The sequence below is a fragment of the Maribacter ulvicola genome, from assembly GCF_900155985.1.
GTDB classification, from domain to species: Bacteria; Bacteroidota; Bacteroidia; order Flavobacteriales; family Flavobacteriaceae; genus Maribacter; species Maribacter ulvicola.
In genome coordinates this window covers 1,470,078-1,496,445 of sequence record NZ_FTMA01000001.1, presented here as the reverse complement: position 1 = coordinate 1,496,445, position 26,368 = coordinate 1,470,078, and the positions used below count along the sequence as shown (strand labels likewise).

At 36.0% G+C, this 26,368-nt stretch carries 28 protein-coding genes; 13 read left to right on the top strand and 15 right to left on the bottom strand.

What is annotated here, in order from left to right; genetic code table 11:
* The first annotated feature begins 202 nt into the window (after nt 1–202).
* Both BW936_RS06455 and BW936_RS06445 read left to right on the top strand, forming a co-directional pair.
* Nucleotides 203–433 (top strand): hypothetical protein, encoded by a 231-nt coding sequence (locus BW936_RS06455; protein WP_076547444.1) that lies wholly within the window; start codon nt 203–205, stop codon nt 431–433.
* A 1,139-nt stretch (nt 434–1,572) separates the two neighbouring features.
* On the top strand, nt 1,573–2,937 hold the full coding sequence (locus BW936_RS06445) for an exonuclease domain-containing protein (RefSeq protein WP_076547440.1): 1,365 nt from the start codon (nt 1,573–1,575) through the stop codon (nt 2,935–2,937).
* A 9-nt stretch (nt 2,938–2,946) separates the two neighbouring features.
* On the opposite strand, the gene BW936_RS06440 is transcribed toward BW936_RS06445, so the two are convergent.
* From BW936_RS06440 to BW936_RS06415, 6 genes are all read right to left on the bottom strand, one after another.
* Nucleotides 2,947–4,356, bottom strand: coding sequence for an MBL fold metallo-hydrolase (locus BW936_RS06440; protein ID WP_076547439.1), 1,410 nt, complete (start codon nt 4,354–4,356; stop codon nt 2,947–2,949).
* A gap of 71 nt (nt 4,357–4,427) precedes the next feature.
* Entirely contained in the window at nt 4,428–6,164 is a 1,737-nt protein-coding gene (locus tag BW936_RS06435) for a SulP family inorganic anion transporter (RefSeq protein ID WP_076547438.1), read from the bottom strand.
* A gap of 55 nt (nt 6,165–6,219) precedes the next feature.
* Complete coding sequence (locus BW936_RS06430) at nt 6,220–6,564, bottom strand: TfoX/Sxy family protein (RefSeq protein ID WP_076547437.1); 345 nt, start codon at nt 6,562–6,564, stop codon at nt 6,220–6,222.
* 3 nt (nt 6,565–6,567) lie between these two features.
* Nucleotides 6,568–7,341, bottom strand: coding sequence for an SOS response-associated peptidase (locus BW936_RS06425; RefSeq protein ID WP_076547436.1), 774 nt, complete (start codon nt 7,339–7,341; stop codon nt 6,568–6,570).
* 27 nt (nt 7,342–7,368) lie between these two features.
* Nucleotides 7,369–8,154 carry an aldose epimerase family protein gene (locus BW936_RS06420; protein WP_076547435.1) on the bottom strand — a complete coding sequence of 262 codons (786 nt, stop codon included), beginning with the start codon at nt 8,152–8,154 and terminating at the stop codon, nt 7,369–7,371.
* Nucleotides 8,147–9,442: a M20/M25/M40 family metallo-hydrolase gene (locus tag BW936_RS06415; protein ID WP_076547434.1), complete on the bottom strand. Its 1,296-nt coding sequence runs from the start codon at nt 9,440–9,442 to the stop codon at nt 8,147–8,149. The genes BW936_RS06420 and BW936_RS06415 overlap by 8 nt, the downstream gene beginning before the upstream one ends.
* Nucleotides 9,443–9,574: 132 nt before the next feature.
* Here BW936_RS06415 and BW936_RS06410 point away from each other — a divergent pair, with 132 nt between their 5' ends.
* Complete coding sequence (locus BW936_RS06410; protein WP_076547975.1) at nt 9,575–9,817, top strand: type II toxin-antitoxin system ParD family antitoxin; 243 nt, start codon at nt 9,575–9,577, stop codon at nt 9,815–9,817.
* The gene (locus tag BW936_RS06405; protein ID WP_076547433.1) at nt 9,804–10,097 is read left to right on the top strand and encodes a type II toxin-antitoxin system RelE/ParE family toxin; all 294 of its coding nucleotides are present in this window, start codon (nt 9,804–9,806) and stop codon (nt 10,095–10,097) included. The genes BW936_RS06410 and BW936_RS06405 overlap by 14 nt, the downstream gene beginning before the upstream one ends.
* A gap of 17 nt (nt 10,098–10,114) precedes the next feature.
* Here the strand turns inward: BW936_RS06405 and BW936_RS06400 are convergent, their stop codons facing one another.
* Nucleotides 10,115–11,356 carry an ABC transporter permease gene (locus BW936_RS06400; protein ID WP_076547432.1) on the bottom strand — a complete coding sequence of 414 codons (1,242 nt, stop codon included), beginning with the start codon at nt 11,354–11,356 and terminating at the stop codon, nt 10,115–10,117.
* A gap of 3 nt (nt 11,357–11,359) precedes the next feature.
* Between BW936_RS06400 and BW936_RS06395 the strand changes: the two genes are divergently transcribed.
* Nucleotides 11,360–12,595, top strand: coding sequence for an exo-beta-N-acetylmuramidase NamZ family protein (locus BW936_RS06395; RefSeq protein WP_076547974.1), 1,236 nt, complete (start codon nt 11,360–11,362; stop codon nt 12,593–12,595).
* Here the strand turns inward: BW936_RS06395 and BW936_RS06390 are convergent.
* The 4 genes from BW936_RS06390 to BW936_RS06375 form a co-directional block, all read right to left on the bottom strand.
* On the bottom strand, nt 12,584–13,456 hold the full coding sequence (locus BW936_RS06390) for a sterol desaturase family protein (protein ID WP_076547431.1): 873 nt from the start codon (nt 13,454–13,456) through the stop codon (nt 12,584–12,586). The genes BW936_RS06395 and BW936_RS06390 overlap by 12 nt on opposite strands.
* Before the next feature lie 304 nt (nt 13,457–13,760).
* The gene (locus tag BW936_RS06385) at nt 13,761–14,315 is read right to left on the bottom strand and encodes an ASCH domain-containing protein (RefSeq protein WP_084181990.1); all 555 of its coding nucleotides are present in this window, start codon (nt 14,313–14,315) and stop codon (nt 13,761–13,763) included.
* Nucleotides 14,316–14,702: 387 nt separating this feature from the next.
* Nucleotides 14,703–15,428 carry a tRNA-uridine aminocarboxypropyltransferase gene (locus BW936_RS06380; RefSeq protein ID WP_262493992.1) on the bottom strand — a complete coding sequence of 242 codons (726 nt, stop codon included), beginning with the start codon at nt 15,426–15,428 and terminating at the stop codon, nt 14,703–14,705.
* A gap of 24 nt (nt 15,429–15,452) precedes the next feature.
* On the bottom strand, nt 15,453–15,944 hold the full coding sequence (locus BW936_RS06375) for a YkgJ family cysteine cluster protein (protein WP_076547429.1): 492 nt from the start codon (nt 15,942–15,944) through the stop codon (nt 15,453–15,455).
* 75 nt (nt 15,945–16,019) lie between these two features.
* Between BW936_RS06375 and BW936_RS06370 the strand changes: the two genes are divergently transcribed.
* Both BW936_RS06370 and BW936_RS06365 read left to right on the top strand, forming a co-directional pair.
* Nucleotides 16,020–16,733: a class I SAM-dependent methyltransferase gene (locus tag BW936_RS06370; protein WP_076547428.1), complete on the top strand. Its 714-nt coding sequence runs from the start codon at nt 16,020–16,022 to the stop codon at nt 16,731–16,733.
* Between the two features lie 45 nt (nt 16,734–16,778).
* Nucleotides 16,779–17,690, top strand: a complete 912-nt coding sequence (locus BW936_RS06365; protein WP_076547427.1) for a hypothetical protein — start codon at nt 16,779–16,781, stop codon at nt 17,688–17,690.
* A gap of 12 nt (nt 17,691–17,702) precedes the next feature.
* Here BW936_RS06365 and BW936_RS06360 read toward each other — a convergent pair whose 3' ends face one another.
* Nucleotides 17,703–18,335, bottom strand: a complete 633-nt coding sequence (locus BW936_RS06360) for a 7-carboxy-7-deazaguanine synthase QueE (protein WP_076547426.1) — start codon at nt 18,333–18,335, stop codon at nt 17,703–17,705.
* Nucleotides 18,336–18,506: 171 nt separating this feature from the next.
* On the opposite strand from BW936_RS06360, the gene BW936_RS06355 reads away from it, so the two are divergent.
* From BW936_RS06355 to BW936_RS06335, 5 genes are all read left to right on the top strand, one after another.
* Complete coding sequence (locus BW936_RS06355; protein WP_076547425.1) at nt 18,507–20,012, top strand: helicase HerA-like domain-containing protein; 1,506 nt, start codon at nt 18,507–18,509, stop codon at nt 20,010–20,012.
* Nucleotides 20,013–20,016: 4 nt separating this feature from the next.
* Complete coding sequence (locus BW936_RS06350; RefSeq protein ID WP_076547424.1) at nt 20,017–20,574, top strand: hypothetical protein; 558 nt, start codon at nt 20,017–20,019, stop codon at nt 20,572–20,574.
* 66 nt (nt 20,575–20,640) lie between these two features.
* The gene (locus BW936_RS06345; RefSeq protein WP_076547423.1) at nt 20,641–21,480 is read left to right on the top strand and encodes an alpha/beta fold hydrolase; all 840 of its coding nucleotides are present in this window, start codon (nt 20,641–20,643) and stop codon (nt 21,478–21,480) included.
* A 57-nt stretch (nt 21,481–21,537) separates the two neighbouring features.
* On the top strand, nt 21,538–21,789 hold the full coding sequence (locus tag BW936_RS06340) for a DUF7218 family protein (protein ID WP_076547422.1): 252 nt from the start codon (nt 21,538–21,540) through the stop codon (nt 21,787–21,789).
* A gap of 2 nt (nt 21,790–21,791) precedes the next feature.
* Nucleotides 21,792–22,217: a VOC family protein gene (locus tag BW936_RS06335; protein ID WP_076547421.1), complete on the top strand. Its 426-nt coding sequence runs from the start codon at nt 21,792–21,794 to the stop codon at nt 22,215–22,217.
* A gap of 87 nt (nt 22,218–22,304) precedes the next feature.
* Here the strand turns inward: BW936_RS06335 and BW936_RS06330 are convergent, their stop codons facing one another.
* Together BW936_RS06330 and BW936_RS06325 are read right to left on the bottom strand one after the other, a co-directional pair.
* Entirely contained in the window at nt 22,305–23,276 is a 972-nt protein-coding gene (locus tag BW936_RS06330) for an aldo/keto reductase (RefSeq protein ID WP_076547420.1), read from the bottom strand.
* Between the two features lie 137 nt (nt 23,277–23,413).
* Nucleotides 23,414–25,144 (bottom strand): alpha/beta hydrolase-fold protein, encoded by a 1,731-nt coding sequence (locus tag BW936_RS06325; protein ID WP_076547419.1) that lies wholly within the window; start codon nt 25,142–25,144, stop codon nt 23,414–23,416.
* Between the two features lie 114 nt (nt 25,145–25,258).
* Between BW936_RS06325 and BW936_RS19605 the strand changes: the two genes are divergently transcribed.
* Entirely contained in the window at nt 25,259–25,405 is a 147-nt protein-coding gene (locus BW936_RS19605; RefSeq protein ID WP_159439003.1) for a hypothetical protein, read from the top strand.
* 50 nt (nt 25,406–25,455) lie between these two features.
* Here BW936_RS19605 and BW936_RS06320 read toward each other — a convergent pair whose 3' ends face one another.
* On the bottom strand, nt 25,456–26,340 hold the full coding sequence (locus BW936_RS06320) for a bifunctional 5,10-methylenetetrahydrofolate dehydrogenase/5,10-methenyltetrahydrofolate cyclohydrolase (RefSeq protein ID WP_076547418.1): 885 nt from the start codon (nt 26,338–26,340) through the stop codon (nt 25,456–25,458).
* Nucleotides 26,341–26,368: the final 28 nt, after the last annotated feature.

Genomic DNA, 26,368 nt, shown 5'->3' with positions numbered 1-26,368 from the left:
AAATTAAGTGTAAAAAGCTTCAAGTATTATTTTACTATTAAAGGTTTCTACGGACCACAAATATGCTATCTAAAAATCAATTTAAATTTAAATTAAAGTGAATTAAAGATTAAGTTGTTGTCAATTTACTGATATCTATTTACAAATTTTATCTGATTGAAACACTTTTTTATTTATTTTTGATCATCTACCATAACCACCAATGACCGAAAATATCAAACAAATGTTCAGTAAAATGAACGACGAAACTCGAGAAGAAGCATTACAGCTATTAATGTCTGAGTTTAATTTGGAAAGCACTAAGTTCGCTAAGAAAAATTGGATTATAGGAGGTCGTATACCTGAAAACAACCAAGAAAAAATAGTTCGTATTTTTCAAAACCTTTTGAGGATTCAAGTTTTTAAGATCAACGAAATTAAAGTAACGCTTTAGAATTTCGTCATACCTACAACTACTTTTTGCCAAATACTTGGATTAAAAAAACCGATACATTTTAACAATATATCGGTTATTCAACTAACTCAAACTTACTCTAAACTCGCTACAAAGATGCATTCTTTTATGCAGTTCAAGTTTACCCTAACATCAAGGTAACTTTAAATTCATTGTAATATTTCGAAAATTATTTTTTTGTAAATACGTATCGCACACCACACCCACATTCACCAAGTAACAAACAAGCATAATCGGGTATTGTTTAGATGCTAGGCAATTAAAAATTTCATCATACATACCAAAGTCAAAGAGATTTAGGTAATGACCAAACCTTATATGCATTGACCAATCTTATAATAGAAATTCTCAATTAGAATTAACGAAAATAAAATAGCAACGAAAATAAAGCGCTTAATTTTCTTTATTCTATATAAATTCAAACATCATTATATACTACATAAGTTCATATATTAATCAACATAATTGCATTTGTTATCAACACTACATGTTGATAACATTTTGATGCATTTCATCGAATAAAATAAACTTTTCATCGTTAACGAATAAAGTTTAAATATTTTCGAAAAGCGCTAACAAAACAGCCAGATAATATTTATTGACCTCTACATGAAAATTCACCTTACCAAAGCCTTTTTCGCCTCTGCATCTGCAATTATTTTTTTATTTAGTTTATCTTCTTGCGGGAAGGACTGTGATCTTGTTTCAGACTATGTTGTACGTAATAATACATCAAAAACAATAACACACAACATGCTAAACAACAATACATTACCTGACAATAATTTTAACACAACTACCAAGAACAATATCGACCCCACTGAACACAAATAAGACATCTTTCCTCTAATTTTTCTAGACCTGATTGTTATTTTCAACAATTCATCAATACATTCGCTTATTATTAATTAAGCGTTTGAAACCATAATCAGTTCCTTTCAACATTGAAATAGAACACTCTTCTTTTATTACCATTTTTTATTAAGAATAACTTCTTTTTTTTATTAACATACTCTTCAATAACAATTCTTTCTTCTTAAAACCTAAACCCAAAGAGGACACCCATTTAGTATTGCATTTTCTACTAACTTTGCAGCTCTAATTATATTCTTCTCTTTTTGTACACGATAATTGACATAGAAACTACCGGAAACGGCATAAAAGGTAATCGTATTACTGAAATTTCCGTATTCAAATATAACGGTCATGAAGTCATAGATGAGTTTACATCTTTAGTAAATCCGGAATGTGAAATACCAGCTTTTATTACCGGTCTCACAGGAATAGACAATGATATGGTACGGGATGCTCCACTACTAGAAGAACTGATTCCGCAGATTATAGAGATTACCAAAGACACCATATTTGTAGCGCACAGTGTTAATTTTGACTACAATGTCATCAAAAACGAGTTTAAACTACTAGGCCATGATTTCTCTAGAAAGAAATTATGCACCGTACGTTTATCAAGAAAGTTATTACCTGGCTATAATTCTTACAGTTTAGGAAAATTAACCGCCGCATTAGGTATACCCTTAACCGACAGACACCGTGCCAGAGGCGATGCCCACGCTACCGTTCTATTATTTCATAAATTATTGAGGGCTGAAAATGCCGATACCGTTTTTAAACAGTTCTTGAATTCAAAATCTCAAGAAGCTACCTTACCTCCTGGATTACCAAAAGAGGAATATCTAAAACTCCCTACCACAGCAGGCGTTTATTATTTTAAAGATCAGAAAGGGAAAATTATTTATGTGGGAAAAGCCAAGAACATTAAAAAAAGAGTGCTAGGTCATTTTTATGATAAAAAAACAAAAGAAATCACCCTTTGTGCCGAAACGGCATCTCTAGATTTTGAGGAAACCGGTAATGAGCTTATTGCCTTACTAAAAGAATCCGCAGAAATTAAACACCACTACCCTAAATACAATAGTGCACAAAAACGATCTATTCAGCAATACGGAATTTTCACTTATGAAGACCGCAACGGCATTATACACCTTGCGTTCAATAAAATAAAGGCTACACCTAATCCGGTTGCTATTTGCTATAGTCCTACCGAAGCCCGACAATATTTAGAAACCCTTTGCAGCACTTTTGAGCTTTGCCCCAAGTATTGCCATCTACAAGAAAATGTGGCCGTTTGTTCTCACTATAAAATAAAACAATGTATTGGTATTTGTTCTGACCTAGAAATGGTAGCAGCATACAACCAACGGGTTCAAGAAGCATTACAAAGTATAAAAGACGTTGCCGCTACTATGGTTATAAAAACCAATGGAAGAACTTTAGATGAAAACGGATTTGTGGTTATTAGAGAGAATAATTATGCCGGTTACGGATTTGCTCCTACCGAAGTAGCCATTGAAGATATGGCGGACTTAGAGATGTTCATTACACCACAAAAAAATACGCTGGAAACCCAGCGTATTGTAGAAAGCTATATAAGAAAAAATCCTACAGCTATATTTGCATTATAATTGAAGTGGTTATAAGGTTGTAGGACAAACGAAATCTGTCTTCTCTAAATCTTCATTTTTAAGTGCTCCATATCCGCCTTTTACATCAATTAGATTGTGAATTCCTCTACTTTTCAAAATTGACGATGCTATTACAGAACGATATCCGCCAGCACAATGCACTAAAAATTCTCCCTTATCAGGAAATTCAGACAAATGTTTATTCAGTTCGCTCAAAGGAGTATGAACGGCACCTACCAAATGTTCACTTTGGTATTCTCCATCTTTACGAACATCAAAAATACCAACATTACCTTTATCGATTAGGTCTTTGGCTTCAGATGAAGTAATAGAAGCTATTTGATCTATCTCTTTGCCTGCCGCCTTCCAAGCATCAATTCCGCCTTTTAAATATCCTATGGCGGCATCAAAACCTACCCGAGACAATCTGGTAACGGCTTCCTCCTCTTTACCTTCTGGAATTACCAATAATAATGGTTGTTTGGTATCGGCAATTAAATCGCCCACCCAAGGAGCAAAATCACCATTAAGACCTATAAAAATTGATCTCGGAATATGACCTTTTACAAATTCATCTTGGTGTCTTACATCCAATACCAAAGCTTCGGTATCATTTGCCGCTTTTTCAAATTCATCTGGAGATAATTCAACATTACCACGACTAAGCACATCGTCAATATCCTCATACCCCTCCTTATTCATCTTTACGTTTAAAGGAAAATATTTTGGTGGTGGTAATAAACCATCGGTTACCTCTTTTACAAACTCCTCTTTGGTCATATCTGCCCTAAGAGCATAATTCATATTTTTCTGATTGCCTAAGGTATCCACTGTTTCCTTCATCATATTCTTACCACATGCAGAACCGGCACCATGCGCTGGGTATACGGTAATATCATCAGCCAGAGGCATTATTTTAGTACGTAAACTATCAAACAAAGTACCTGCTAATTGCTCTTGGGTCATATCTGCAGATTTCTGTGCTAGATCCGGTCTACCTACATCACCTAAAAACAAGGTGTCACCAGAGAAAATTGCATGGTCTTTACCATTTTCATCACGCAATAAATAAGTTGTACTTTCCATAGTATGCCCAGGTGTATGAAGCACTTTAAAAGTAATTTTACCCAATTTAAATTCTTGTCCGTCCTGGGCTATAATAGCATCAAAAGTTGGGTTTGCTGTTGGACCGTAGATAATAGGAGCTCCGGTTTCTTTTGATAGGGTTACATGACCACTAACAAAATCTGCATGAAAATGGGTTTCAAATATATACTTGATTTTGGCATTATCGTTTTCAGCTCTTTTCACATACGGACTCACCTCTCTTAACGGATCAATTATTGCCACTTCACCATCACTCTCAATATAATATGCTCCTTGAGCCAAACAACCTGTATATATCTGTTCTATGTTCATACGTCTCTATTTAATACTTATTTTAATCTGCTTATGTACCTTTAAGATACAAGAATTATTTCTTATTGGCTTTATTTCATTTTTGCCATTCTACTATTTTCGTAAGCTACTTTTGCCGCTAGTAATGATACCTCATTAGGGTCATCAAAAAAATCTACGGCTTCTTTCGTTTTTACAAACAAAAATTCTCGCTGCAATTCTTTAATGATTCCCGTATTAAAAATGATATCTCGCGTAGGACCAATAGCTCCTGCAATGTAGAACTGAAGCCCTCTTTCACGGATATCATGTATTAATTTTGTCAGCATATCTGCCGCAGTAGCATCTATATAATTGATAGATTCCGCATTCAAAATAATACCTTTTAACTGAGGTCCTTTTGACCTAATATGCTTTAATAACTGCTTTTTAAAAAAAGCAGAATTACCAAAATACAATTGCGAATCAAATCTAACGATCAATAGATCCTTACGCACCACCACCTCATCTGCAAAACGAATAACATTTTTGTAATAATCAGAGTTCCCTATATTGCCTATCTCTACAAAATGTGGTTTGGATGTTCTATACACCATCAACAATAAAGAACACAAAACACCTATTAGAATACCTAACGTAATACCTACAAACAGCGTTATTACAAACGTAATCAGCATAATAACGAACTCATCTTTTCGATTAAGCCATAGATATTTAAAGTACGCTATATCTATAAGTTTCACCACTGATACCATAATGATGCTTGCTAAAATAGCATTGGGCAAATATTGAAATAAGGGGGTTAAAAACAATAAGGTCAATACAACGAGAATAACACTGAAAATTGCCGATAAATTGGTTTTGGTACCAGCTTCATAACTAATTGCCGATCTAGAAAAACTTGCCGTTACCGGATAGCCTTGAAAAAAAGACCCTACAATATTTGAAGAACCGATAGCTATTAATTCTTGATTGGCATCTATAGTATCTTCACCCGTTTTATCTTCAATAGCCTTACCAATAGAAATAGCTTCTAAATACCCCACCAATGCTAATGCAATGGCAATTGGCGCCAATAACTTCAGGTCTTGAACTTCTAATGTTGGCATTATAAAAGACGGAAATCCGCTAGAAACCTCACCTACCAGTTTAATGCCATAAACATCTAGCTGAAATAAATATACAGCCAATATTCCCAACACTACTATTATCAAAATTCCGGGTATATTTCTGCTCCATTTTTTAAAACCCAATAATAAACCTATACCAACCAAACCAATACTAAAATCTACCCCATTGATTTCGCCTAGTTTAGCAAAGAGGTTAAATACGGTCTCGTAGATTTTATTACTTCCTGCTACAGAAACACCTAACAGATGCTTCAGCTGACTTAGAACAATAATTATCGCTGCCGCTGAGGTAAAACCACTAATGACCGGTTTAGAAAGAAAATTGACCAAAAACCCCATGCGAAACACACCTAGAATAAACTGAATTACACCCACCATTAAGGTGAGTAAAACAACCATTGCAATGTAATTTTCTACACCTGTAATTGTCAACGTTCCTAAACCAACAGCTACCAATAGCGAATCCATTGCAACAGGACCAACAGCTATTATCCTTGAGGTACCTAAAAAGGCATATATAAGTATAGGTAATAATGAGGCGTAAAGTCCGTGAACCGGCGGAAGCCCCGCAATCATTGCATACGCCATGCCTTGTGGCACCAATACTATACCCACGGTAAGACCAGCTAACAAATCTTTTATGAAGTAAGCTTTTTTATAGGTTGAAACCCATATCAAAAAAGGGAATATGTTTTTCACTTGGTAAATTTAATCATTCTAAAGGGCATGGAAAGCAGATTTTAAAATCATTACTTTATGCATTTATCAGTTGGTTGAATTCCAAAGCTTTGTTTACCCAAAAATCTAGATCATCTTCAGTGTCAAATCCGTCAGGACCAACAAACAAAAAACCACGTAAAGGTTTACCCGTAAAGTCCATTGGTTTGCTACCTGGCTTATTTAGCAGTTCTTCATAGTTGAGTTGACCGACGCGTACCATCAATTTATCTTCTTTGCTTTTTTTATTGAACATGATACCAATGCACATTTTACCATTGACCATAAAAATGAGTCCGCCCATCATTTTCTTCTCCTCCAATTCGCCTTTGCCTTTTAAGCGAAGTCTTACCCTATCTACTAAATACTCGCTATATGCCATAGATCAAAAATTAAGTTCTTCTGACTCCAATTCTGTATAAACTACTTCATCTGAAATTGAAGCGATATTGCCCCCATAGGTTTTACCGCGTAGTTTACCCACCGTATGTGCCTGTAATTCTACATTATTATCTGTATTGAACAGCGCAGGCAATTCCTTTTCAAAGTCGACGTTTTGAGATAACCACTGCTCTTCCATATCTTTAGAGAGCATTAATGGCATACGCGGTTCTTGCAATTTAGGATTGTTATGAATTTTAGCCATCATACCATTACCTGTAGTGGTTACAATTGAAAAAGAATTCATGGTACCGCCATGTTCAGGGTGTATCCATTTAGACCATAATGCAGCCAACGCTAAAGGTTGTTTATCTTTTCGATGAATAAAAAATGGATAGGTATTCTTATTAAAATGATGATGCTCGTAAAAACCGTCCACATAAAGAATGCAACGTCTCTCATTGGCGGCAGCTCTAAAAGCGGGTTTCTCAAAAATAGTTTCTACCCGTGCGTTTAAGGTACTGTTCCAAATTTTCTTTTGTTGCTCAACCGTATTCACCCAATAGGGAATCAACCCCCAAGTGGCGACAATAGGATAAAATGGGTCTTCATTGGTATACACCAACACTTCTGGATGCGAAAACCCAGACGCATGGTGAAGCGGTAAATTGGTCAACGGCCCCAATTTTTCAACAATCTCTTCGATCGCTTTTAAATCTTGATTCCGTTTTGCCCTTTTCAACTGCGCCTCTAAGCTGGTTTTTACATCATAACACATACACCCTATTTTGGCTATAAACCTTACTTACAAAGACTTTAACACCACCTTAAATATTGCAGGTTCATCTTTTAAAACCGTAAAACCTTCCGCCAAATTTTCTTGTGCTACGGCATACGGATAAAAAGTGATTGGTTCTATACAGACCATATTTGGCACCTCTGTCCAAAGCATAAAGTGACTAAAACCTTCAGAGGTTATTTGAATTGATTTTTCATCCTTTAACGTAATACTATCTGTTTTTGGTATTTGCAATGCTCTATTACCTACTGCCATTACTTCAGGAATGGTTATATCTTGATTGCCTGTTGATATCACAGCATCTTTGGTGTGTAGCATAAATGCAGGATGATAGCCTAACATAAACGGCATACCTTCTTCACCAGAAATGGAAAATGTAATTTCTAATGAGTTATCTATCAATTCAAAAGTTTTTACAAACTCGAAATCGTAGGGCCAACTTAATTTTTCAGCAGTAGATTTGGCCGGAAACTTGGAATTCAGCACTTCTGTATTTGCAAGGTATTTTTTAGAAAAAACCGCTTTACTTTTACTGCTATCCGCCAACACATAATCCATTTCACGTAAAAGACCATGTTGATCTTGCGTTGCAAATCCTTTTGGGGTGTTCACTTTAAAATCCGCTTCGTTGGTTGGCCCTATCAACGGAAACATTTCCGTATCTACGTTACGCCAGCCAGGGTTCCCCTTTTTATGCATATACTCATGACCAGAAACTTGGTACCCTACTAGCTCGCCTGCTTCTATTTTAACTTGATGGTCTCCTGCTTTTAATGTTTTTATATTACTCATTTATCAATCTATAAATTAATAGTGCCGTTCTTTTCGTCAATGCTTCTATGGTATTTAGATTTACCGTTTCTTCAGGTGTGTGAGCGTTAGATCCCATAGTACCTAAACCATCTAGACAATCTACATATTCCGCCACAAAAGAAGTATCTGCCGCACCTCTTTTACCAGGATCATAAGCTATAACTTCACCTTGACTTAAATCTAAACTTACCTTATTCAGTTTTGTCAGCAATGCCTTGTTGCCTTCTGTAGGTTGCATGGCAGGGTAACTATCCCTAAAAGTAACCACAGCAGATGTATGTGGTAAATTATCTGCAACGATGTTCCTCATATTATCACGAGCGCGTTCTTTTTGTTCTTCAGATATAAATCGTAATCCGCCACGAACCTCAGCTTTTTGCGCTACTACATTGGTCTTGCCAAACACACTTCCCTTACTGGTCATTTCATCAAATTCAACAAAAGTTCCCCCCACTAAAGTACCGGGATTAAAGGTCAATAAATCTTCTCCTTTTACATCTGTATAAAATCCGTTTAAGATTCTGGACATTTCAAAAATGGCACCTGCACCAGTGTCTTCGCTAAATATACCGGAAGAGTGCGCTCTTTTGCCCGCTACCTCTACTTTCCAACCAGAGGAACCTCTACGGGCAACGGTGGCATAATTGAAGCCGGTTGAGTTTTCAAAGCCCAAACCAATATCGCTGCGTTTTGCCGCCTCGATTAAATCATATCTACTTTTTGATAAAGGACTACCAGCACTTTCTTCGTCTCCAGTATAGGCAACAATAATTTGAGCATCATCTAACAATCCGTTTTCTCGTAATGCCTTCAACGCATAAAGTACAATTACATCTCCACCTTTCATATCATTGCCACCGGGCGCGTGAGCAATAGAATCGTTGACCATCTCAAAAGTTTGAAATGGACTATCCTCTTCAAAAACCGTATCTAAATGACCGATCAATAATAACCTCTTACCCTTTGTGCCTTTTATTTCTGCAAATAAATGTCCCGCTCTATTCATTTCTTCGGGCATGGGAATCCATGTGGTTTCAAAACCAATATCTCCAAAAGCAGTAGCAAATTCTTTTCCTACCATTTCAACACCTTTTAGATTTAAAGTACCGCTATTGATATTTACTACTTTTTCTAAAAAAGTTATCGCTTCGGCATTATTATTTTCGATGGATTTTACCATCTTTTTCTCATTTCTTGAAAGTCTCTGTGCATTGACACCGGTCAATAAAAACACAGCCATAAGGGCAAGTAGTAACTTTTGATGCATGTGGTCTGTTTTACATCAAATTTACCAAAAACACTTAATTTATAACCAGAATAAACCACTTACTATGTTAAGCTCAAGAGCAATATAAAATGTGGTGCTAATAATTACTATATTGCACCAAAAGCAATGATTATGGCAACGATACGAAAATCTATAACCTTTACCGACCAGCAAGACAATTGGATAAAGTTAAAAGTTGAAAGTGGCGATTACACCAATGACAGCGAATATATTCGTGATTTAGTTAGAAAAGATCAACAGGAAAATATGAAATTAGCCGAACTAAAAAGTGCCATTGATGAAGGCTTACAAAGCGGAAGAAGTTCATTAAAAATCAGTAATATTATTGAGCAAGTAGATAATGGCAAACTATAATTTATCTACAAAAGCGCAACATGATTTAATTGCCATCTATAAATATGGAATTAAATTTTTCGGGCAATCGCCTGCAACCTCTTACTTGCAAGAATTAGAAAACTTTTTAATTGAATTATCCGACAGACCTACATTGGCAAAAGATGCTTCTACCATAGCCAACGGGTTAAAATTTTATAATTATAAAGCCCATGTCATCTTTTATCATTTCGAAAATGGAAATGAAATCTATGTATTAAGAGTTCTTGGAAAGCGAATGAATTTTATCGAGCACCTATAATTAAACCACTTATTTCACTACTCGAACCGAATAGCTTTTACCGGTGTTATTCTCGTAATTATATATGACGGAATCAACAACATCAATAAACATAGTAACAATACACCCGCATTTAATAGTAGAATGGTCCAAAGATCGATGCTTACGGGTATGTATTCAATATAATATTCCTTAGGGTTCGGGAATTTAAATACCCGAAACTTCTCCTGAATAAAAATAATACCAAGTCCAATAAGATTTCCCCAGAACAACCCAACTGCAATTAGATAAGCTGCGTTGTACAAAAACACTTTTCTAATACTCCAATTGGTACTGCCCAGTGCTTTTAAAATACCGATCATTGGAGTACGTTCTAAAATTAAAACCAGCAAAGCGGTAATCATATTAATACCACCTACGATAATCATAATACCTATGATCAGGGCAATATTAAAATCGAACAAACCTACCCACTCAAAGATCTTGTAGTACTTGTCTTTTATGGTTTTGGTATCTAAACTAGCTACCGTTTCACCATAAATTTCATTCGCTTTTTGATCAATATCATCAAAACTGTTCAAGAAGATTTCAAAATTACCCACTTCGGTATCTTTCCATTTATTCATACGCTGAATGTGGCGTATGTCTGTGAATATATAGAGCCCGTCAATTTCTTCGAACCCACTATCATAAATACCGGTAATGTTAAATTTCCTTTGGTTAGGGATTTTATCCGCGGCAGCATCCCGCAAGAAAAAGGTAAAGAAAGAATCTCCCACTTTTAAGTTGAGACGGTTTGCCATTATTCTAGAAATAAGCACTTCAGAATTTAACTCTCCTGTATAATCAGGTAAAACGCCATCTATTAAAAATTCCTTGAAAGGCTCCCAATTATATTCTTCGCCAACACCCTTGGCAATAATGCCCTCAAAAGTTTCTTCGGTACGTATAATACCTGCCTTGGTGGCCACAGCTTGTATATGCACAATACCATCGACCATATTAAAATCTGGATAAAATTCTTGCTGCGTGCTCACCGGCACTACAGATACTTCAGAATTATTATTATCGTAATTATAGATTTGTACATGACCATTAAAAGCGGTAATCTTTTCACGGATTTTCTCTTTAAGGCCCAAACCCGTAGCAATGGCAATCAACATCATGACCACACCGATCGCAATTGCTGCAATAGCTATTTTTATTATTGGTGCGGATATACTAATTTTATGCTCCTTACCCTTTATAAGCCGTTTGGCGATAAAATATTCTAGATTCAAATGATGTTATTTTTATCCTATTTCAAAAGTACAGTTTTATTATGGTTTTTGGTATTGGCTACCTGCGGAAACAAAACCAAAGCGGAAGCTATTGCTACAACACCGACCAAAAAACCTCAAATAGCGCAAATAACAAAAGAGATTATAGTTGCCGCTAACCAAACGGAAGTTTATCTACCTCTTTTAAAAGGAAAGAAAATAGCCGTTGTCGCCAACCAAACCAGTGTCATTTTTAAAACAGAAGGACATACACATTTGGTAGATTCATTGTTATCATTAGACATAGACATTAAGCAGGTATTTGCACCAGAACATGGCTTTAGAGGTGATTTTGATGCAGGTGAGCATGTAAAAAACAGTACTGATATAAAAACAGGATTAGACCTTATATCGTTACACGGTAAAAACAGAAAACCCAGTCAAGAGCAATTAGAAGGTTTAGATTTGGTGTTGTTCGATATACAAGATGTGGGCGTTCGTTTTTACACCTATATCTCTACCATGCAATTGGTGATGGAAGCCTGTGCCGAAAAAGGAATTCCTGTTATCCTTTTAGACAGACCAAACCCAAACGGACACTATATTGACGGGCCTACTATGGAACCTTCAAACACTTCTTTTCTAGGGATGACCGAAATTCCTCTAGTATACGGAATGACCATTGGTGAATATGCCAATATGATCAATGATGAACTATGGCTAGAAGGTGCCAAAAAGGTAGATTTGACCGTAATTCCTTTAGAAAACTGGACACATGAAATGTTTTATAGCCTACCCATTCGTCCTTCACCAAATTTACCAAATGACACTTCAATTACGCTATACCCTAGCTTAGGAATGTTTGAAGGCACGAACATCAACGCCGGTCGTGGTACTGAATTTCAGTTTCAACGCTATGGGGCTTCATTTTTAGATTCAAACGTGTATGACTTCACCTATACACCTGAACCCAATTTTGGTTCTAAACACCCAAAGGAAGAAGGGAAATTGTGCTATGGAAAAGACTTAACTAAAATGGAAAGAATGAATGAGGTTACTATGGACTATATTATAGATGCCTATACCAATTCAGTAGATAAAAGTAAATTCTTTTTAACTAGCGGGTTTACCAAGCATGCAGGCAATAATCGACTTCAAAAGCAAATTGAAGCCGGCGCCACCAATGCCGAAATAAAAGCGACTTGGCAAGAAGACATTGAAAAATTCAAAAAAATTAGAGCAAAGTACCTACTTTACTAAAGGTTGATCATTTACAATATCCGTAAGATCACTTCCATTGGTTGTTGGTTTTCTATAGCCCACGAAAGGATATTTTAAAAGAGAACTTATTTGACCATTCGCCACCTCATCAGGGAAAGTGTCTACACCGTAAACTATTTTATCTCTATCTAAATGCATATACGTGCCAAATATACGATCCCACCAAGAGAAGATATTTCCGTAATTACTATCTGTATATGGTAATACATAATGGTGATGCACTTTATGCATATCCGGAGAAATTAGCACATAGCTAATAGCCTTATCTACTTCTTTAGGTAATTTAATATTGGCATGATTAAATTGCGATAATACTACCGATACGCTTTGGTACAACATAATTATACCCACAGGCGCACCTACCACAATAACACCTACCAAGGTAAATATATAGCGGATGATGCTTTCTAACGGATGATGCCTATTTGCAGTAGTAGTATCTACGTTATGATCGGTATGGTGTACCAAATGCACCATCCACAATGGCTTTACACGGTGCTCTACCAAATGCGCCAAATAAGCTCCTATTAGATCTAATAGCGCTACTCCCAAAAACACATAAGCCCATAATGGCATTTCCGGCAACCAATTAATGATACCAAAATCATTGGCCACCGCCCAATCAGATGTTTTTAATAACAAAAATGCTAATGGAAAATTAATAACAATGGTAGTAAGGGTAAAAAAGAAATTAGGAACCGAGTGTTTCCATTTATTATAGCTACCGTTAAACAGAGGAACGATACCTTCCAATATCCAAAAAAATGTAATTCCACCAACTAAAATCACCGATCTGTGCGTTGCAGGGATCGATTCAAAATATGTTATGATCTGTTCCATCAATAATTTGAATTAAGCAAGTTTAAACTGTGAAAAAAAAAAAAAAAAACGCCTTACACATCACATTATAATATATTTATAGAAAAAAAAGATAATTTTATTAATTTAACAATTAATTAACTAATGTAGTAAATTTTTATCATTCTAAAACCTACATAAACTGCTTTTAAAAAAATAAACCTGGAATTTATTGCTTACTATGTATAAATTTAAGGATAGGTAATCTCTGGTTTTTAGTCATAAGGATACCGGGTTTACTTCTATAGAATTTAGATTTTTATAAACTCTTGAACGAAAATTATACTTATTTTACTATCCAAACAGTTTCAAACCTCTCAAAAACAACAAGCATCTCTTCCGAAGGCTCTTCACCATTCTCCGTCATTACTCTTTTAAAGAAGTTCCAATGTGCTTTTCGCCATTTTTGAAGAGGGTCATCATCCACTCCCATATCTAATATCGCCAAAGATTCTGTCATTTGATTGAAAGGAATAGTATCTACATTTGTGATTTTGATTATTGCCTTTGCTTTACCTTCAAAATCCGTAATTATATGATTGGTGCCTACATGGGGCAAATCTGCTTCTGCTTCAATATACCACTTATACAAACCAGAAGTGGTTCCTTTCTTTTTGCCCCTAACAGTCAATTCTGCCAACCTATCCGCATCTGCTTTATTATCATGAAAAAACCAAGATTCTGGCAAGTCCTTATTTTTAATGTCAGGATTAGATTTTATATACCCATCCCAAATTTCATAGACCGATGTGTCAATGTCATTTTCTGTCACTACTTCTTTCTTAGGTTCGTTCTGGCAGCTAATGAATATTAAAATAAGTAAAATGGATAGGTATCTCATGATAAATTGTGATTAAAAATCGTTTTTGACCTATATAAAAATACATTGATTAATATGAAAACTTAATTACTTATACATCCAACTTCTATTTCCATTTTTCAATTCTTCATTTCAGTCTCCCTTTTGCAGTATGTTCTTGGGGTTTTACCGCAAGTGAGCCTAACTTTATCTTTTCTGTAAAGAATGCTACTAATATCACCAGAACAAGAATTAATAAACTTCATTATGTTTATTCGGTTTTTTTTAAAAAAATAAAAAACAAATTTAATACGAATAATATCACAACAAAAGCAAATAAAATAGTATCCAAAAATGAATTCATTCCTGAAAACAAAGTCAGATGGAAAGCAATATTGACAATATAAACTTTCACCTCATCACTCCCGCCTATTCCAATTCAAAAACAACATTTCTCTCTGTATTCGTTTTATACATTTTCTTGGGAAGAATTTCTTTGCTCGCAGTTGAGTTGTAGTTTTTACTATTGGGATTTAAAATATAATCGAGTTGATGTTCAATCATCTTTTCAAAAGGGACTAGGAAGTCCGTCGTATTACAATTTTCTAATCCACCATTATTCAACAAGTTCAATACTGTATAAACAGATTCAATAGTACTAAGGCATAGCGCTACTGGTTGCTGCTTGATTATAAATTTTGATGCTATACTATTATCAAAACTTATTCTACTTAATTTTTGCAAGTTCGCACTTAGCTTAAGCATCTTACGGGCGCAAGGCCATGTACCATCAAGAATGAAAATGTTAGCCTGCTTTCCCAGAAAAGCTTCCATTTCATACCCTTTTCTCTGAGATAGATTAAAACTAGTTTTACCAGGATAGAGTAAGAAAGAATTACTTTTCTCATCGTTCAATATTTCATTGACGCGCTCATTATTACTAAAATCGACACCCACTATTATCTCTGAATTTTCAAGCTGAAGATTCGTCATATATCCAGTCCCATTCCTTTCTTTCTTGTATTCTTTTGGGTGCATCAAAATGTTGAAACGCATATTGGTCATAACGGTACTAATGTGTTTACAAATACAGGTACTTGAAGGCCGCATGCATTTGTAACATTGTACTCTTGGATTATTTATTTCGACTTGCACTATGAATTACTTTTATTTTCCTATCTACTTTATCAACTTCTTCATTTCCTCCACAATATTAAAAGCAGCTGGGCAAATAGCTACATTTTTTAAGGTAAGGTTACTAATTTGTTGAAATTTCTTTCGGTCTGTATGCGGAAACTCGCGACACGCTTTTGGGCGTACGTCATAGATAGAACAGTAATTATCGGTTCCTAAAAAAGTACATGGCGTCTGCTGCAACACATAATCGTTCTCCTCATCAATACGTAAATAATTTTCAATGAATTTCTGTGGTTTCATTCGAAACGACTTTGAAATACGCTCCACATCTGCATTGGTAAAAAGCGGCCCTGTAGTTTTGCAGCAATTGGCACAGGTTAAACAATCAGTACGTTCAAATTCCGCTTCATGGAGTTCTTGCATAATATAGTCCAGATTCTTTGGCGGCTTCTTACGTAGCTTGACAAAGAACTTTTTATTCTCGTTATGTTTTTCCTTTGCCTTTTGTGGCAATTCTCGTAAAACCTCTTCCATGTGTAAAATTAATTCTTCAAAACTAGCGAAGTAGCACCAAAAAGCGAGACTTTTGCAACTAGAAATACAAGAATTTTGAACAAGGACATTTTAGGTACGGCACTTATAGATTATCAAAACGGAAATTACACCGAAGATATCACTACGCATTCATCACTTCAAGAAGATGATGTTTTACCGTTACCCTATATGTTCAGGAGTTTTAAAGAAATGCCCAAACTAGAGCAAAAAGCGTTACAATTGTGTAAAGACAACGTACTAGATGTTGGTTGTGGTGCTGGTAGCCATGGGCTGTACTTACAAGAAAAAGGTCTTATGGTCACTGCTTTAGATGCATCAAAAGGTGCTATTGAAGTCAGTTCGTTACGCGGACTCAAAAACACCGTACACTCTGAGCTCCTTGATTACGAAGGGGAACAATTTGATACTATTCTAATTTTAATGAACGGTGTAGGATTGGCAGGCACGCTAGACGGATTAGAACCATTCTTTACCAAATTAAAATCGCTCTTAAAAGACAGCGGCCAAATACTTCTTGATTCTAGCGATATTATTTACATGTTCGAAGATGACGAAGATGGTGGTTATTGGATTCCAGATAACGTAAATTATTATGGAGAGGTTAGCTTTAGCATGGTATATAAAAAAGAAAAAAGCAAAACTTTTCCATGGTTGTACGTAGATTACAATACCTTGCAAAGGGCAGCAAACTACAGTAATTTAACATGTGAGCTTGTAATGGAAGGCGAACATTACGACTATTTAGCAAGATTGACCCATATGAAGTAATAGGTCCACTTTTTTTGCGTTATCCATCTAGACAAAATATATAATATGCATAATTTTAAAAGTTTATTGTTATTAGGAATGATGGCATTTGCCATTTCTTGCTCCAAAAGTTCTTCTGATTCTGACAATGAAAACTCAGAAACAAAGATTGACAAAAGTGCCAATTTACTGGCTACCGGAGACTCAGCCAAAGACCTCCTTTCTAATGAGACTTATGATAAGCTTTTGATAGAAATTGCCTATGTAAACGGCTTTAAACCTACGGAATCTGCTATGGTTCAATTTACAGACTACCTTAAAGAACTTACGTTTAAGGAAGAGATTGAATTGGTGTATAACGAATTATCCAGCCCTTCTGAAGATGAATTGACTCTGGAGGAAATTGCCGACCTAGAAACCAAAAACAGAACTGTTTTTAATTCTGGTAGTACCTTGGCGATTTACATATATTTTTCAGATGCACCAGCGGAAGGCGACGATCTTGATGGCGGCTTGGTTACTTTAGGTGCAGTTTACCGAAACACATCAATGGTTATTCATGAAGTAACGATTAGGGAACTAGCAGACCTAAGTTCATCTGTTGCTGTAGAAGATGTAGAAACAACAACTTTAAATCATGAATTTGGCCACCTATTTGGTCTTGTAGATTTAGGCACTGAAATGGTCAACGACCACCAGTCTGAATCTGAAAACGAAGACGGAAAATTAGTTCCTGATAATCATTGCAACCAAGCTGGCTGCTTAATGCGTGCAGAATTACAGTTTGGCGGTTCTTCAGGAAAATCTATTCGTTCAAATTCCCTTGCCCAATATGAAGCCGGTATAACCTCTGGTTGCACACTTTCTGGTGCAACAGTTTTAAAACTACTACAGAAAAATACGGCAAAAGGCGGAACAACAGTACGTCTTGATGCAGAATGTTTATTGGATATCCGCGCAAACGGCGGAAGAAACTAATATTTAAATATCTTAAGGAATATTCAAATACTTATGCGTTTGTAATGATACTTTCCATTTAGGGTTGTTCATTACATAATCTACGATCATAGGCACTACCTTATCGCTAACACTCCATTCTGGTTGTAAATATAAAATACAATCAGCATTAGTTTTTGCAGCTTGTTCCTCTGCAAAAATTAAATCGTGTTTGTTATAAACAATAACTTTAAGCTCATGTGCTTCATCGTAGATACGGCCTTCAGGTAATTTGTTCTTTTTAGGGGAAAGACAGATCCAATCCCAATCTCCAGAAAGCGTATAGGCTCCTGAAGTTTCTATATGGGTTTTTAAGCCTTTATCCTTTAAGGCTTTTGTAATGGGGTTCATATCCCACATTAAAGGCTCACCACCGGTAATAACAATAGTATCAGAATACTTGGCTGCATTATCTACAATTTGTTCAATTGCAGTAGGCGGATGCGTTTCTGCATTCCAACTCTCTTTAACATCGCACCAATGGCAACCAACGTCACACCCACCAACACGAATAAAGTAAGCTGCAGTTCCTTTATGAAAGCCTTCACCCTGTATGGTGTAGAACTCTTCCATTAAGGGTAAATACGTCCCTTTATTTACTTTCTCCAATACCTCCTCATTTTTCATTTGGCAAAGATACGTTTTAGTTCACAAATTCTATAAGAAGTACATAGCGGTAAATTCTGTATTCAAGCCAACACTGTTCGCACATTAAATGTTAAAAAATAGTGATATTTAAAGCTGGCCTAGTCTTTTGGTTTGCTTAAAAATCCCCTATTTTTATCGAAAATACATTAAATGTCCGCTACAGAAGATTTTTTTGACCATATAGAAAAAGGATATTCCACGAAAGGAGACTATATAAATATGGGGGCAGCAATGCTTAATGGCGAAGCCGTAAAAGATGCTTTTGTAAAAATTCCTCTAAAAACATTAAACAGACACGGACTCATTGCGGGTGCTACAGGTACGGGTAAAACAAAGACACTACAGGTATTGGCAGAAAATCTATCTGACAAAGGTATTCCTGTTCTGTTGATGGATTTAAAGGGTGATTTAAGCGGTCTGGCACAACCTAGCCCCGGTCACGTAAAAATTGATGAACGTCATGCAAAAATTGGTTTCCCTTTTAAGGCAAGTAGCTTTCCTGTAGAAATACTTTCATTATCTGAACAAGATGGTGTAAAGTTGAGAGCTACGGTCTCTGAATTTGGTCCTGTTTTATTGTCACGTATTCTTGATCTTTCAAACACACAATCTGGTATTGTATCTGTAATATTCAAATACTGCGATGACCAAAAAATGCCTTTGCTAGATTTAAAAGATTTCAAAAAAGTACTACAATACGCTACCGGAACAGGCAAAGCGGAATTCACTAAAGAATATGGTAGAATCTCTACAAGCTCTACCGGTGCGATTCTTAGAAAAATTATAGAACTGGAACAACAGGGTGCGGAGTTGTTCTTTGGAGAAAAGTCTTTTGATGTTAACGATCTCACCCGTATCGATGAAAAAGGTAGAGGTTATATTAATATTTTACGATTGACAGATATTCAAGACAGACCTAAATTATTTTCTACATTTATGTTAAGCTTGTTAGCAGAAATATATGACACCTTCCCAGAACAGGGTGATAGTGACCAGCCAGAATTGATATTATTTATAGATGAAGCACACCTTATTTTTAAAGAAGCTTCAAGAGCATTATTAGATCAAATAGAAAGTATTGTTAAACTGATTCGTTCAAAAGGTATAGGTTTGTATTTTGTAACCCAAAATCCAACAGATGTACCAAATGACGTTTTATCACAATTAGGCTTAAAAGTACAACATGCGCTAAGGGCTTTTACCGCCAGAGATAGAAAAGCAATTAAATTAACTGCCGAAAACTATCCTGAATCTAAATACTATGACACTAAAGAAGTACTTACATCTTTAGGTATTGGTGAGGCTTTAATATCTGCCTTAGATGAAAAAGGAAGACCCACACCCTTAGCCGCTACATTGTTACGTGCACCAATGAGCCGCATGGATGTACTGACCCAAAAAGAACTGGCCGAAGTCATTAACAATTCTTCATTGGTAAAGAAATATGGTGAAATCATAGATAGGGAAAGTGCCTATGAAATTTTAACCGAGAAAATAGAGACGGCAGAGAAATTAGCTGAAAAAGAAAAAAGTAAACCGGCTGCAAGAAAAACATCTAGCAGAGCAAGTACTAGACAAAACCCGGTAATTAAAGTGTTAACGAGTGCTACTTTTATACGGGGAGTACTTGGAGTATTAAAAAAAGTGATGAGATAGGATTATGAAATTAAAATACACCCTTTTACTGATTTTATGTTGCGGATTACTAATTAATTGTGCTGGCGAGACAAACGAAGGTTTTGAAATATCCGGTGATCAAATTGGCAAATTATCCAAAGAAAGTTTAGCCCGAGATATAGAATTAATTTTTGCAAAAGATTCCGTAGTTCAAGATACCGTTAAACTTAAAATTGGAAATGGAGCCAGTAAAATCAGAATTTTTGAAAAAGGAGCCGGCAATTTACTTTTAACGCTAACTCCTAATAACGATAGCATTGCCACCATACAGAACATATTGATCAACGATGATAGATTTGTGACCGACAAGGGTATTTCTACAATGAGTACTTTTAAAGATATTCGCGAAAACTACCCTATTAAAAAGATCATTACCTCATTGAACAATGTGGTGGTACTATTAAAAGACAGCGACATATATTTTACTATAGATAAAAAGGAGCTACCTGAAAGTCTTAGGTATAATGCCAATAATAAAATTGAAGAAGTTCAGATACCAGATGCGGCAAAAGTGAAATATATGATGATCGGTTGGGATTAATATTTTTAAACACTTTAAAATACATTTCCTAAAGACAACATCTTTATACACTATAAATTTTAGCAGGTGCCGGTATTCCTTCAAAAACTCATCCCTAAATTAATTGGACGCTATCTCAACTTTCTTGTGTGGTTTTCACCAGGGAAAGCTGCCAAAAAAGCTTTTTTAGTCTTTACAAAGGTTAGAAAAGGTCGTGTGCTATCTAATCAAAAGACCTTTTTAGATAATGCCAAATTAGAGGTTTTATCTATGGATGAAAATGATATTCAAGTATACCACTGGCCTGGAAATAAAGAAACCATATTACTTGTTCACGGTTGGGAGAGTAATACTTGGCGTTGGCATAAACTCATAGAAAAATTACAAGAGGCAGATTACAATATTATTGCCTTTGATGCCCCTGCTCACGGTTATTCTACCGGCGAAATGCTACATGTGCCACTATATGCAAAAACTGTAGATCAAATATTGACTAAATACAGACCCACAACTGTTATAGGACATTCAATGGGTGGTATGACCGTTTTGTATAACGAATCTATTCACCCTAACAAAACTATAGATAGAATAGTGACTATAGGTTCACCTTCAGAGTTTCATGAAATACTTACCCATTATAAGAACTTGCTAGGCTTCAATGACAAAGTTTTAACAGCGCTACAAAACTTAGTGTACAACAAATTTCAATTCACGGTAGAAGAATTTTCGAGTTCCAAATTTGTTCAGACCAACCTGAAAAAAGGATTGCTCTTTCATGACAAATATGATCAGATTGCTCCGTATCATGCCTCGGTTGATGTACATAAACATTGGAAAGGAAGCGAATTTGTAAGTACGGAAGGGCTAGGACACTCCATGCACCAAGATGACGTAAATGACAAGATCATTTCTTTTTTAGAAGGATAATTTCTAATTGCATACAGCACGTCCAAAGGTCACTTTTTATTTAATTTTAAAATAAAAATGGCAAAGTCAAATAATATACCACAAATAGAGAATGAAGAACAATACGAAGCCTTAGTAGACAAAGGTTACAGTAAGGAAAAAGCTGCACGTATTGCAAATACTAAAGATGCGGGAAAGAAAGGCGGTAAAGCTTCTACCTATGAAGAAAGAACCAAAAAAGAACTTTATGACCAAGCTAAGGAAATTGGCATAGACGGCCGTTCTAAAATGAACAAAAAAGAGTTAATTTCAGCATTAAGAAATAACTGATTATGCAAAACATAACACCTTTCCACATTGCCATTCCTGTTCATAATTTAGCGGAATGCAGAACTTTTTACAGAGATATTTTAAACTGTGAAGAAGGTCGTAGTAGTGACCACTGGGTAGATTTCAATTTATTCGGACATCAATTGGTGATACATTACAAACCTAAATCGGAGACCGAAAGTGTGCACCATAATCCCGTTGATGGTCATGATGTTCCCGTACCGCATTACGGAGTAGTTTTAACTTGGGATGTTTTTCAAAGTTTTTCAGAGGAGCTGAAATCGAAAGGTGTCAAATTCGCTATTGAACCCTATGTACGTTTTGAAGGTAAAGTGGGCGAACAAGCTACCATGTTTTTCTATGATCCCGCCGGGAATGCTCTAGAGTTTAAAGCTTTTAAAGATATGGGTCAGTTGTTTGCGAAGTAACTATGCTCAACACTGTATATGTAAAAACCATCAACAAAAATGTATACTGATGGTTTTTAATTAAATTAATTTCTATTAAAAATACAATTACTGCGACCAAGAAGTTGGCACTCTATCCCAACGGTGCTTTTTCAATTCTTCATACAGTTCATTAGATAATAATTTACCATCACTGGTGGCAGTATTTGCCAATACATTACGTTGCTTACGCATACCAGGTATTGTTGTTGCTACATTATCATTCATTAGAATAAAACGAAGTGCCATTTCTGCCATGGTCATTCCTTCAGGAATTAACGGTCTTAAAGCATCGGCATGTTCTACCGAAGAAATTAAATTTTCTGGCACAAAATAAGTACCACGCCAATCGCCTTCGGGGAAGGTAGTTTCTTTCGTCATAGTTCCTGTCAATGTACCTTCATCAAAAGGCACACGAGCTATGGTTGCAATATCCAGCTCATTACAAAGCGGAAACAAGTTATCTACTGGCGCTTGGTCAAATATGTTGTAAATGACCTGTACAGCATCTAGCAATCCTGTTTTTAGGGCTTTGATTCCATTTTCAGGCTCCCAACGGTTCATGCTAATGCCCATTGCAGCTACTTTACCTGAAGTCTTTAAATCTTCAATAGCGCGTTGCCATTCTTCTCTGCCGCTCCAAACATCATCCCATGTATGAAATTGCATGAGGTCAATTTGCTCCAACCCTAAATTCTTTAGTGTCTTATGGGTGTATTCCATAATATGTTCTGTAGGATAAGAGTCCTCAAAAGCATACTCTGGCTTTGCCGGCCATTGAAAGTTTTTTGGCGGAATTTTACTAGCCGTATACAACTTTTTAGAAGGATGTCTTTTCACCAACTCTCCAAGCAACTCTTCACTATGACCTTCTCCATAACCCCAAGCGGTATCAAAAAAATTGACTCCGTTTTCAACTGCCAAGTCTAATGATTTTGCAGATTGGGCATCGTCACTAGCCGTCCAACCAGCCATTCCCCACATTCCGTATCCTACTTCACTTACTTGCCAATCTGTTCTTCCAAATCTTCTGTATTTCATTAAATTTTATCCTATAATTATTATATATATTTTAATAGCGACAAGCAGCATTGTATACTTAGACCCTTCTCGACACTAATTTTTACACCTCAAAATTCGCTCGAAGTGACACTCATCTTTTGACTAAACAATTAGTATTACTTATACCTCCAACTCGTTAAATCTGCCCCTTTAGGTGCACTTTTTTCTATACGTTCCATAATCTTAGGCACGTACATACTATTGTATCTTAAACGTGTAATGGCGTTGGGTTGATCTGGATCTCCGTTCCAACAATGTTCGTCTCTATCTCCATATTTCACTTCTCCCTCATAATAAGGATCTGTCGTACTTTCCAAGAAATCTTCCATCAGGTAGACAGCATTATTTAAATAGTAATTATCCATATCACCGCAATAAATATGAATTTTACCTTTTAGATTATCACCCAACTTATCCCAATCGCGTTCAAGAATATGTCTTAAATCAAAATTCTCTTTCCAATACTCTGCCACCTCATGATCAATATCTCCTGTCTTTTTATCCCAAATTCTTACGGGATAACCATCATCGCCTTGTGGCGAATAAGTCGCTTCCCAAATATCCCATTGTTGCCCTGACCTAGATTTATCTCCCAACACCAATTCTAAATGATTTCCTTGTTTTAAGGTAGATTGTATTTGACCTAGGTAATTTCGATGCGATGGCACTTCTAATGTTTTATGCGCACTCTTATAGAAGTAAGCATTTTCATCTTCGTAGATATTCGTTAAGGTATATACTCTAAAATCTATAGGGTCTGGGCATGCCGCAAAGCAACCATTGTATTCATCTGGGTATTTCACTTGTACTGCCAGAGCTTCCCAACCACCGGTTGATCCGCCGTAAAGAAAACGAGACCACCCCTCTCCCATTCCTCTGAACTGTTTTTCTATTTTAGGTATCAGTTCATAGGTAATAGCATCACCATACGGACCTTGACTAGCGGAATTCACTGCATAAGAATCATCATAATAGGGTGTTGGATGCTGAATTTCAATTATAATGAAACGAGGAAAATCCGGTTCGTTCCATCGTTTATAAAAGTCATAAGCTTCTTGTTGTTCCATAACATTATAACCTTCTAAACTAAAACGTTCAGAATACTCCGGTTTCATATTAGGATCTGGCGGTGTAGTTCTAAATCCGCCAAAATTAGAAGGAAAATGTCCGTGAAAAACCATCAGCGGATACTTAGCTTCCGGATGTTCTTCAAATCCTTTTGGTAATAACACATGAGCGCCCAAGTAAATATCTCTTCCCCAGAACTCAGAGAGCTTTTCAGACTTTACCTTTACATGTTTTATCCATTCCGTATCTTTTGGTTCCTCAATTGGCGGAATTACTTGATCTAAATTAACCGACACATTTTCAAATCCGTTACTGGCTACTCTAATTTTAAATGGTTTGCTATATAAATTACCCGGTGATTTTTGCCATTGCTGTCCCTCGCCATTATCCATAGGTAGCTTTACCGTATGCCCGGTAGACAAATTAAAAGTTTCATACACATTTAAAAGCGCCTGAACATTATATTCTCCCGGTGGTACATTTTTTAAGCTTTCATATGGATAGCCAAAAACGGAATCAACAAAAGTGATTATAGAATCTTTAGCCCAATTCTCCACATTCATACCAAATATTAGTTGGGTATTGAGTCCGTCATTAATCTGAAACCTTGGTTCATCACTATCATCAGTAGAAAGCATAAGCAGCAAACGACCATCTTTAGCTAAAGAATCTACCTCAGCGGAATAGCTTACACCAATTGTAAACTTATGCTCTAGCTTGGGCTGTTCACAACCTACTACAAAAACTACACACACCAGAACACATAGAATTTTTCTCATAAGAATAAATCTTTCACAAAAGGTACAGTATTCTATAATCACATCAAATACCAAGACTATAATTTCAACGTTTTATATACACGTCCATCTAGAACAGACTGTAAAACCAATGTTATGAAAAAATTATTATACGCTTTTTTAATAGGGAGTTTTATAACGGCAATAACAAGTTGCGATTATGACGACAGCAATGACATAGACATCTTAACACCTAATGACACTACCGAAACCGGAGTAGCAATTAAAAAACTACCAGCATAAAAAAAGCCCCGCAATACTATTGCAAGGCTTTTCATAAATTTTATAATATACTAGTTTCTACTTCTATGTCTCTCACGAGCCAACAATGTATTTTTCAATAACATTGCAATGGTCATAGGACCTACCCCACCAGGAACGGGGGTAATGTATGATGCTTTTTTGCTTACATTTTCAAAATCAACATCACCGGTAATATAATATCCTTTTTCTCTAGTCTCGTCTGGTACTCTAGTAATACCCACATCTATAACAACGGCATCATCTTTTACCATTTCCGCTTTTAAGAATTTTGGCACTCCCAATGCAGAAATCACAATATCTGCTTGTGATATAATCTGTGTAATGTTTTTAGTTTGACTATGGGTCAAAGTTACGGTAGAGTTACCTGGCCAACCTCTTCTTCCCATTAAAATACTCATGGGCCTACCCACAATATGACTACGACCAATAACTACGGTATGTTTACCTTTTGTGTCTACCTTATAACGCTCCAATAATTCAAGAATACCAAACGGTGTAGCAGGAATAAAGGTACTCATATCCAAAGCCATTTTACCGAAGTTGGTAGGGTGAAATCCGTCCACATCCTTATCTGGGTCTACGGCCATAATCACCTTTTGGGTATCTATTTGCTCAGGTAACGGCAATTGAACAATGAAACCGTCAATATCATCATCAACGTTCAACTCTTTGATCTTCTTCAATAATTCTTGTTCAGAAGTGGTACTAGGCATTTGAATTAGACTAGATTCAAAACCTACACGTTCACAAGAACGCACCTTACTACCTACATAGGTTAAACTAGCACCATCACTACCAACAATAATTGCTGCCAAGTGTGGTACTTTTTCTCCTCGTTCTTTCATCTTGGCAACCTCTGCCTTGATTTCTTCTTTTATTTCGTTGGACACTTTTTTACCATCCAATAATTCCATACCGCTTCTTTTTAAGTTGTGTTGTTGG

Coding starts and splice junctions, on each gene's coding strand:
- BW936_RS06455 (WP_076547444.1), top strand. CDS start 203: ATGACCGAAAATATCAAACAAATGTTCAGTAAAATGAACGACGAAACT.
- BW936_RS06440 (WP_076547439.1), bottom strand. CDS start 4,356: ATGAACATAGAACAGATATATACAGGTTGTTTGGCTCAAGGAGCATAT.
- BW936_RS06430 (WP_076547437.1), bottom strand. CDS start 6,564: ATGGCATATAGCGAGTATTTAGTAGATAGGGTAAGACTTCGCTTAAAA.
- BW936_RS06425 (WP_076547436.1), bottom strand. CDS start 7,341: ATGTGTTATGATGTAAAAACCAGCTTAGAGGCGCAGTTGAAAAGGGCA.
- BW936_RS06420 (WP_076547435.1), bottom strand. CDS start 8,154: ATGAGTAATATAAAAACATTAAAAGCAGGAGACCATCAAGTTAAAATA.
- BW936_RS06415 (WP_076547434.1), bottom strand. CDS start 9,442: ATGCATCAAAAGTTACTACTTGCCCTTATGGCTGTGTTTTTATTGACC.
- BW936_RS06410 (WP_076547975.1), top strand. CDS start 9,575: ATGGCAACGATACGAAAATCTATAACCTTTACCGACCAGCAAGACAAT.
- BW936_RS06405 (WP_076547433.1), top strand. CDS start 9,804: ATGGCAAACTATAATTTATCTACAAAAGCGCAACATGATTTAATTGCC.
- BW936_RS06395 (WP_076547974.1), top strand. CDS start 11,360: ATGTTATTTTTATCCTATTTCAAAAGTACAGTTTTATTATGGTTTTTG.
- BW936_RS06390 (WP_076547431.1), bottom strand. CDS start 13,456: ATGGAACAGATCATAACATATTTTGAATCGATCCCTGCAACGCACAGA.
- BW936_RS06385 (WP_084181990.1), bottom strand. CDS start 14,315: ATGAGATACCTATCCATTTTACTTATTTTAATATTCATTAGCTGCCAG.
- BW936_RS06375 (WP_076547429.1), bottom strand. CDS start 15,944: ATGGAAGAGGTTTTACGAGAATTGCCACAAAAGGCAAAGGAAAAACAT.
- BW936_RS06365 (WP_076547427.1), top strand. CDS start 16,779: ATGCATAATTTTAAAAGTTTATTGTTATTAGGAATGATGGCATTTGCC.
- BW936_RS06360 (WP_076547426.1), bottom strand. CDS start 18,335: ATGAAAAATGAGGAGGTATTGGAGAAAGTAAATAAAGGGACGTATTTA.
- BW936_RS06355 (WP_076547425.1), top strand. CDS start 18,507: ATGTCCGCTACAGAAGATTTTTTTGACCATATAGAAAAAGGATATTCC.
- BW936_RS06350 (WP_076547424.1), top strand. CDS start 20,017: ATGAAATTAAAATACACCCTTTTACTGATTTTATGTTGCGGATTACTA.
- BW936_RS06340 (WP_076547422.1), top strand. CDS start 21,538: ATGGCAAAGTCAAATAATATACCACAAATAGAGAATGAAGAACAATAC.
- BW936_RS06335 (WP_076547421.1), top strand. CDS start 21,792: ATGCAAAACATAACACCTTTCCACATTGCCATTCCTGTTCATAATTTA.
- BW936_RS06330 (WP_076547420.1), bottom strand. CDS start 23,276: ATGAAATACAGAAGATTTGGAAGAACAGATTGGCAAGTAAGTGAAGTA.
- BW936_RS06325 (WP_076547419.1), bottom strand. CDS start 25,144: ATGAGAAAAATTCTATGTGTTCTGGTGTGTGTAGTTTTTGTAGTAGGT.
- BW936_RS19605 (WP_159439003.1), top strand. CDS start 25,259: ATGAAAAAATTATTATACGCTTTTTTAATAGGGAGTTTTATAACGGCA.
- BW936_RS06320 (WP_076547418.1), bottom strand. CDS start 26,340: ATGGAATTATTGGATGGTAAAAAAGTGTCCAACGAAATAAAAGAAGAA.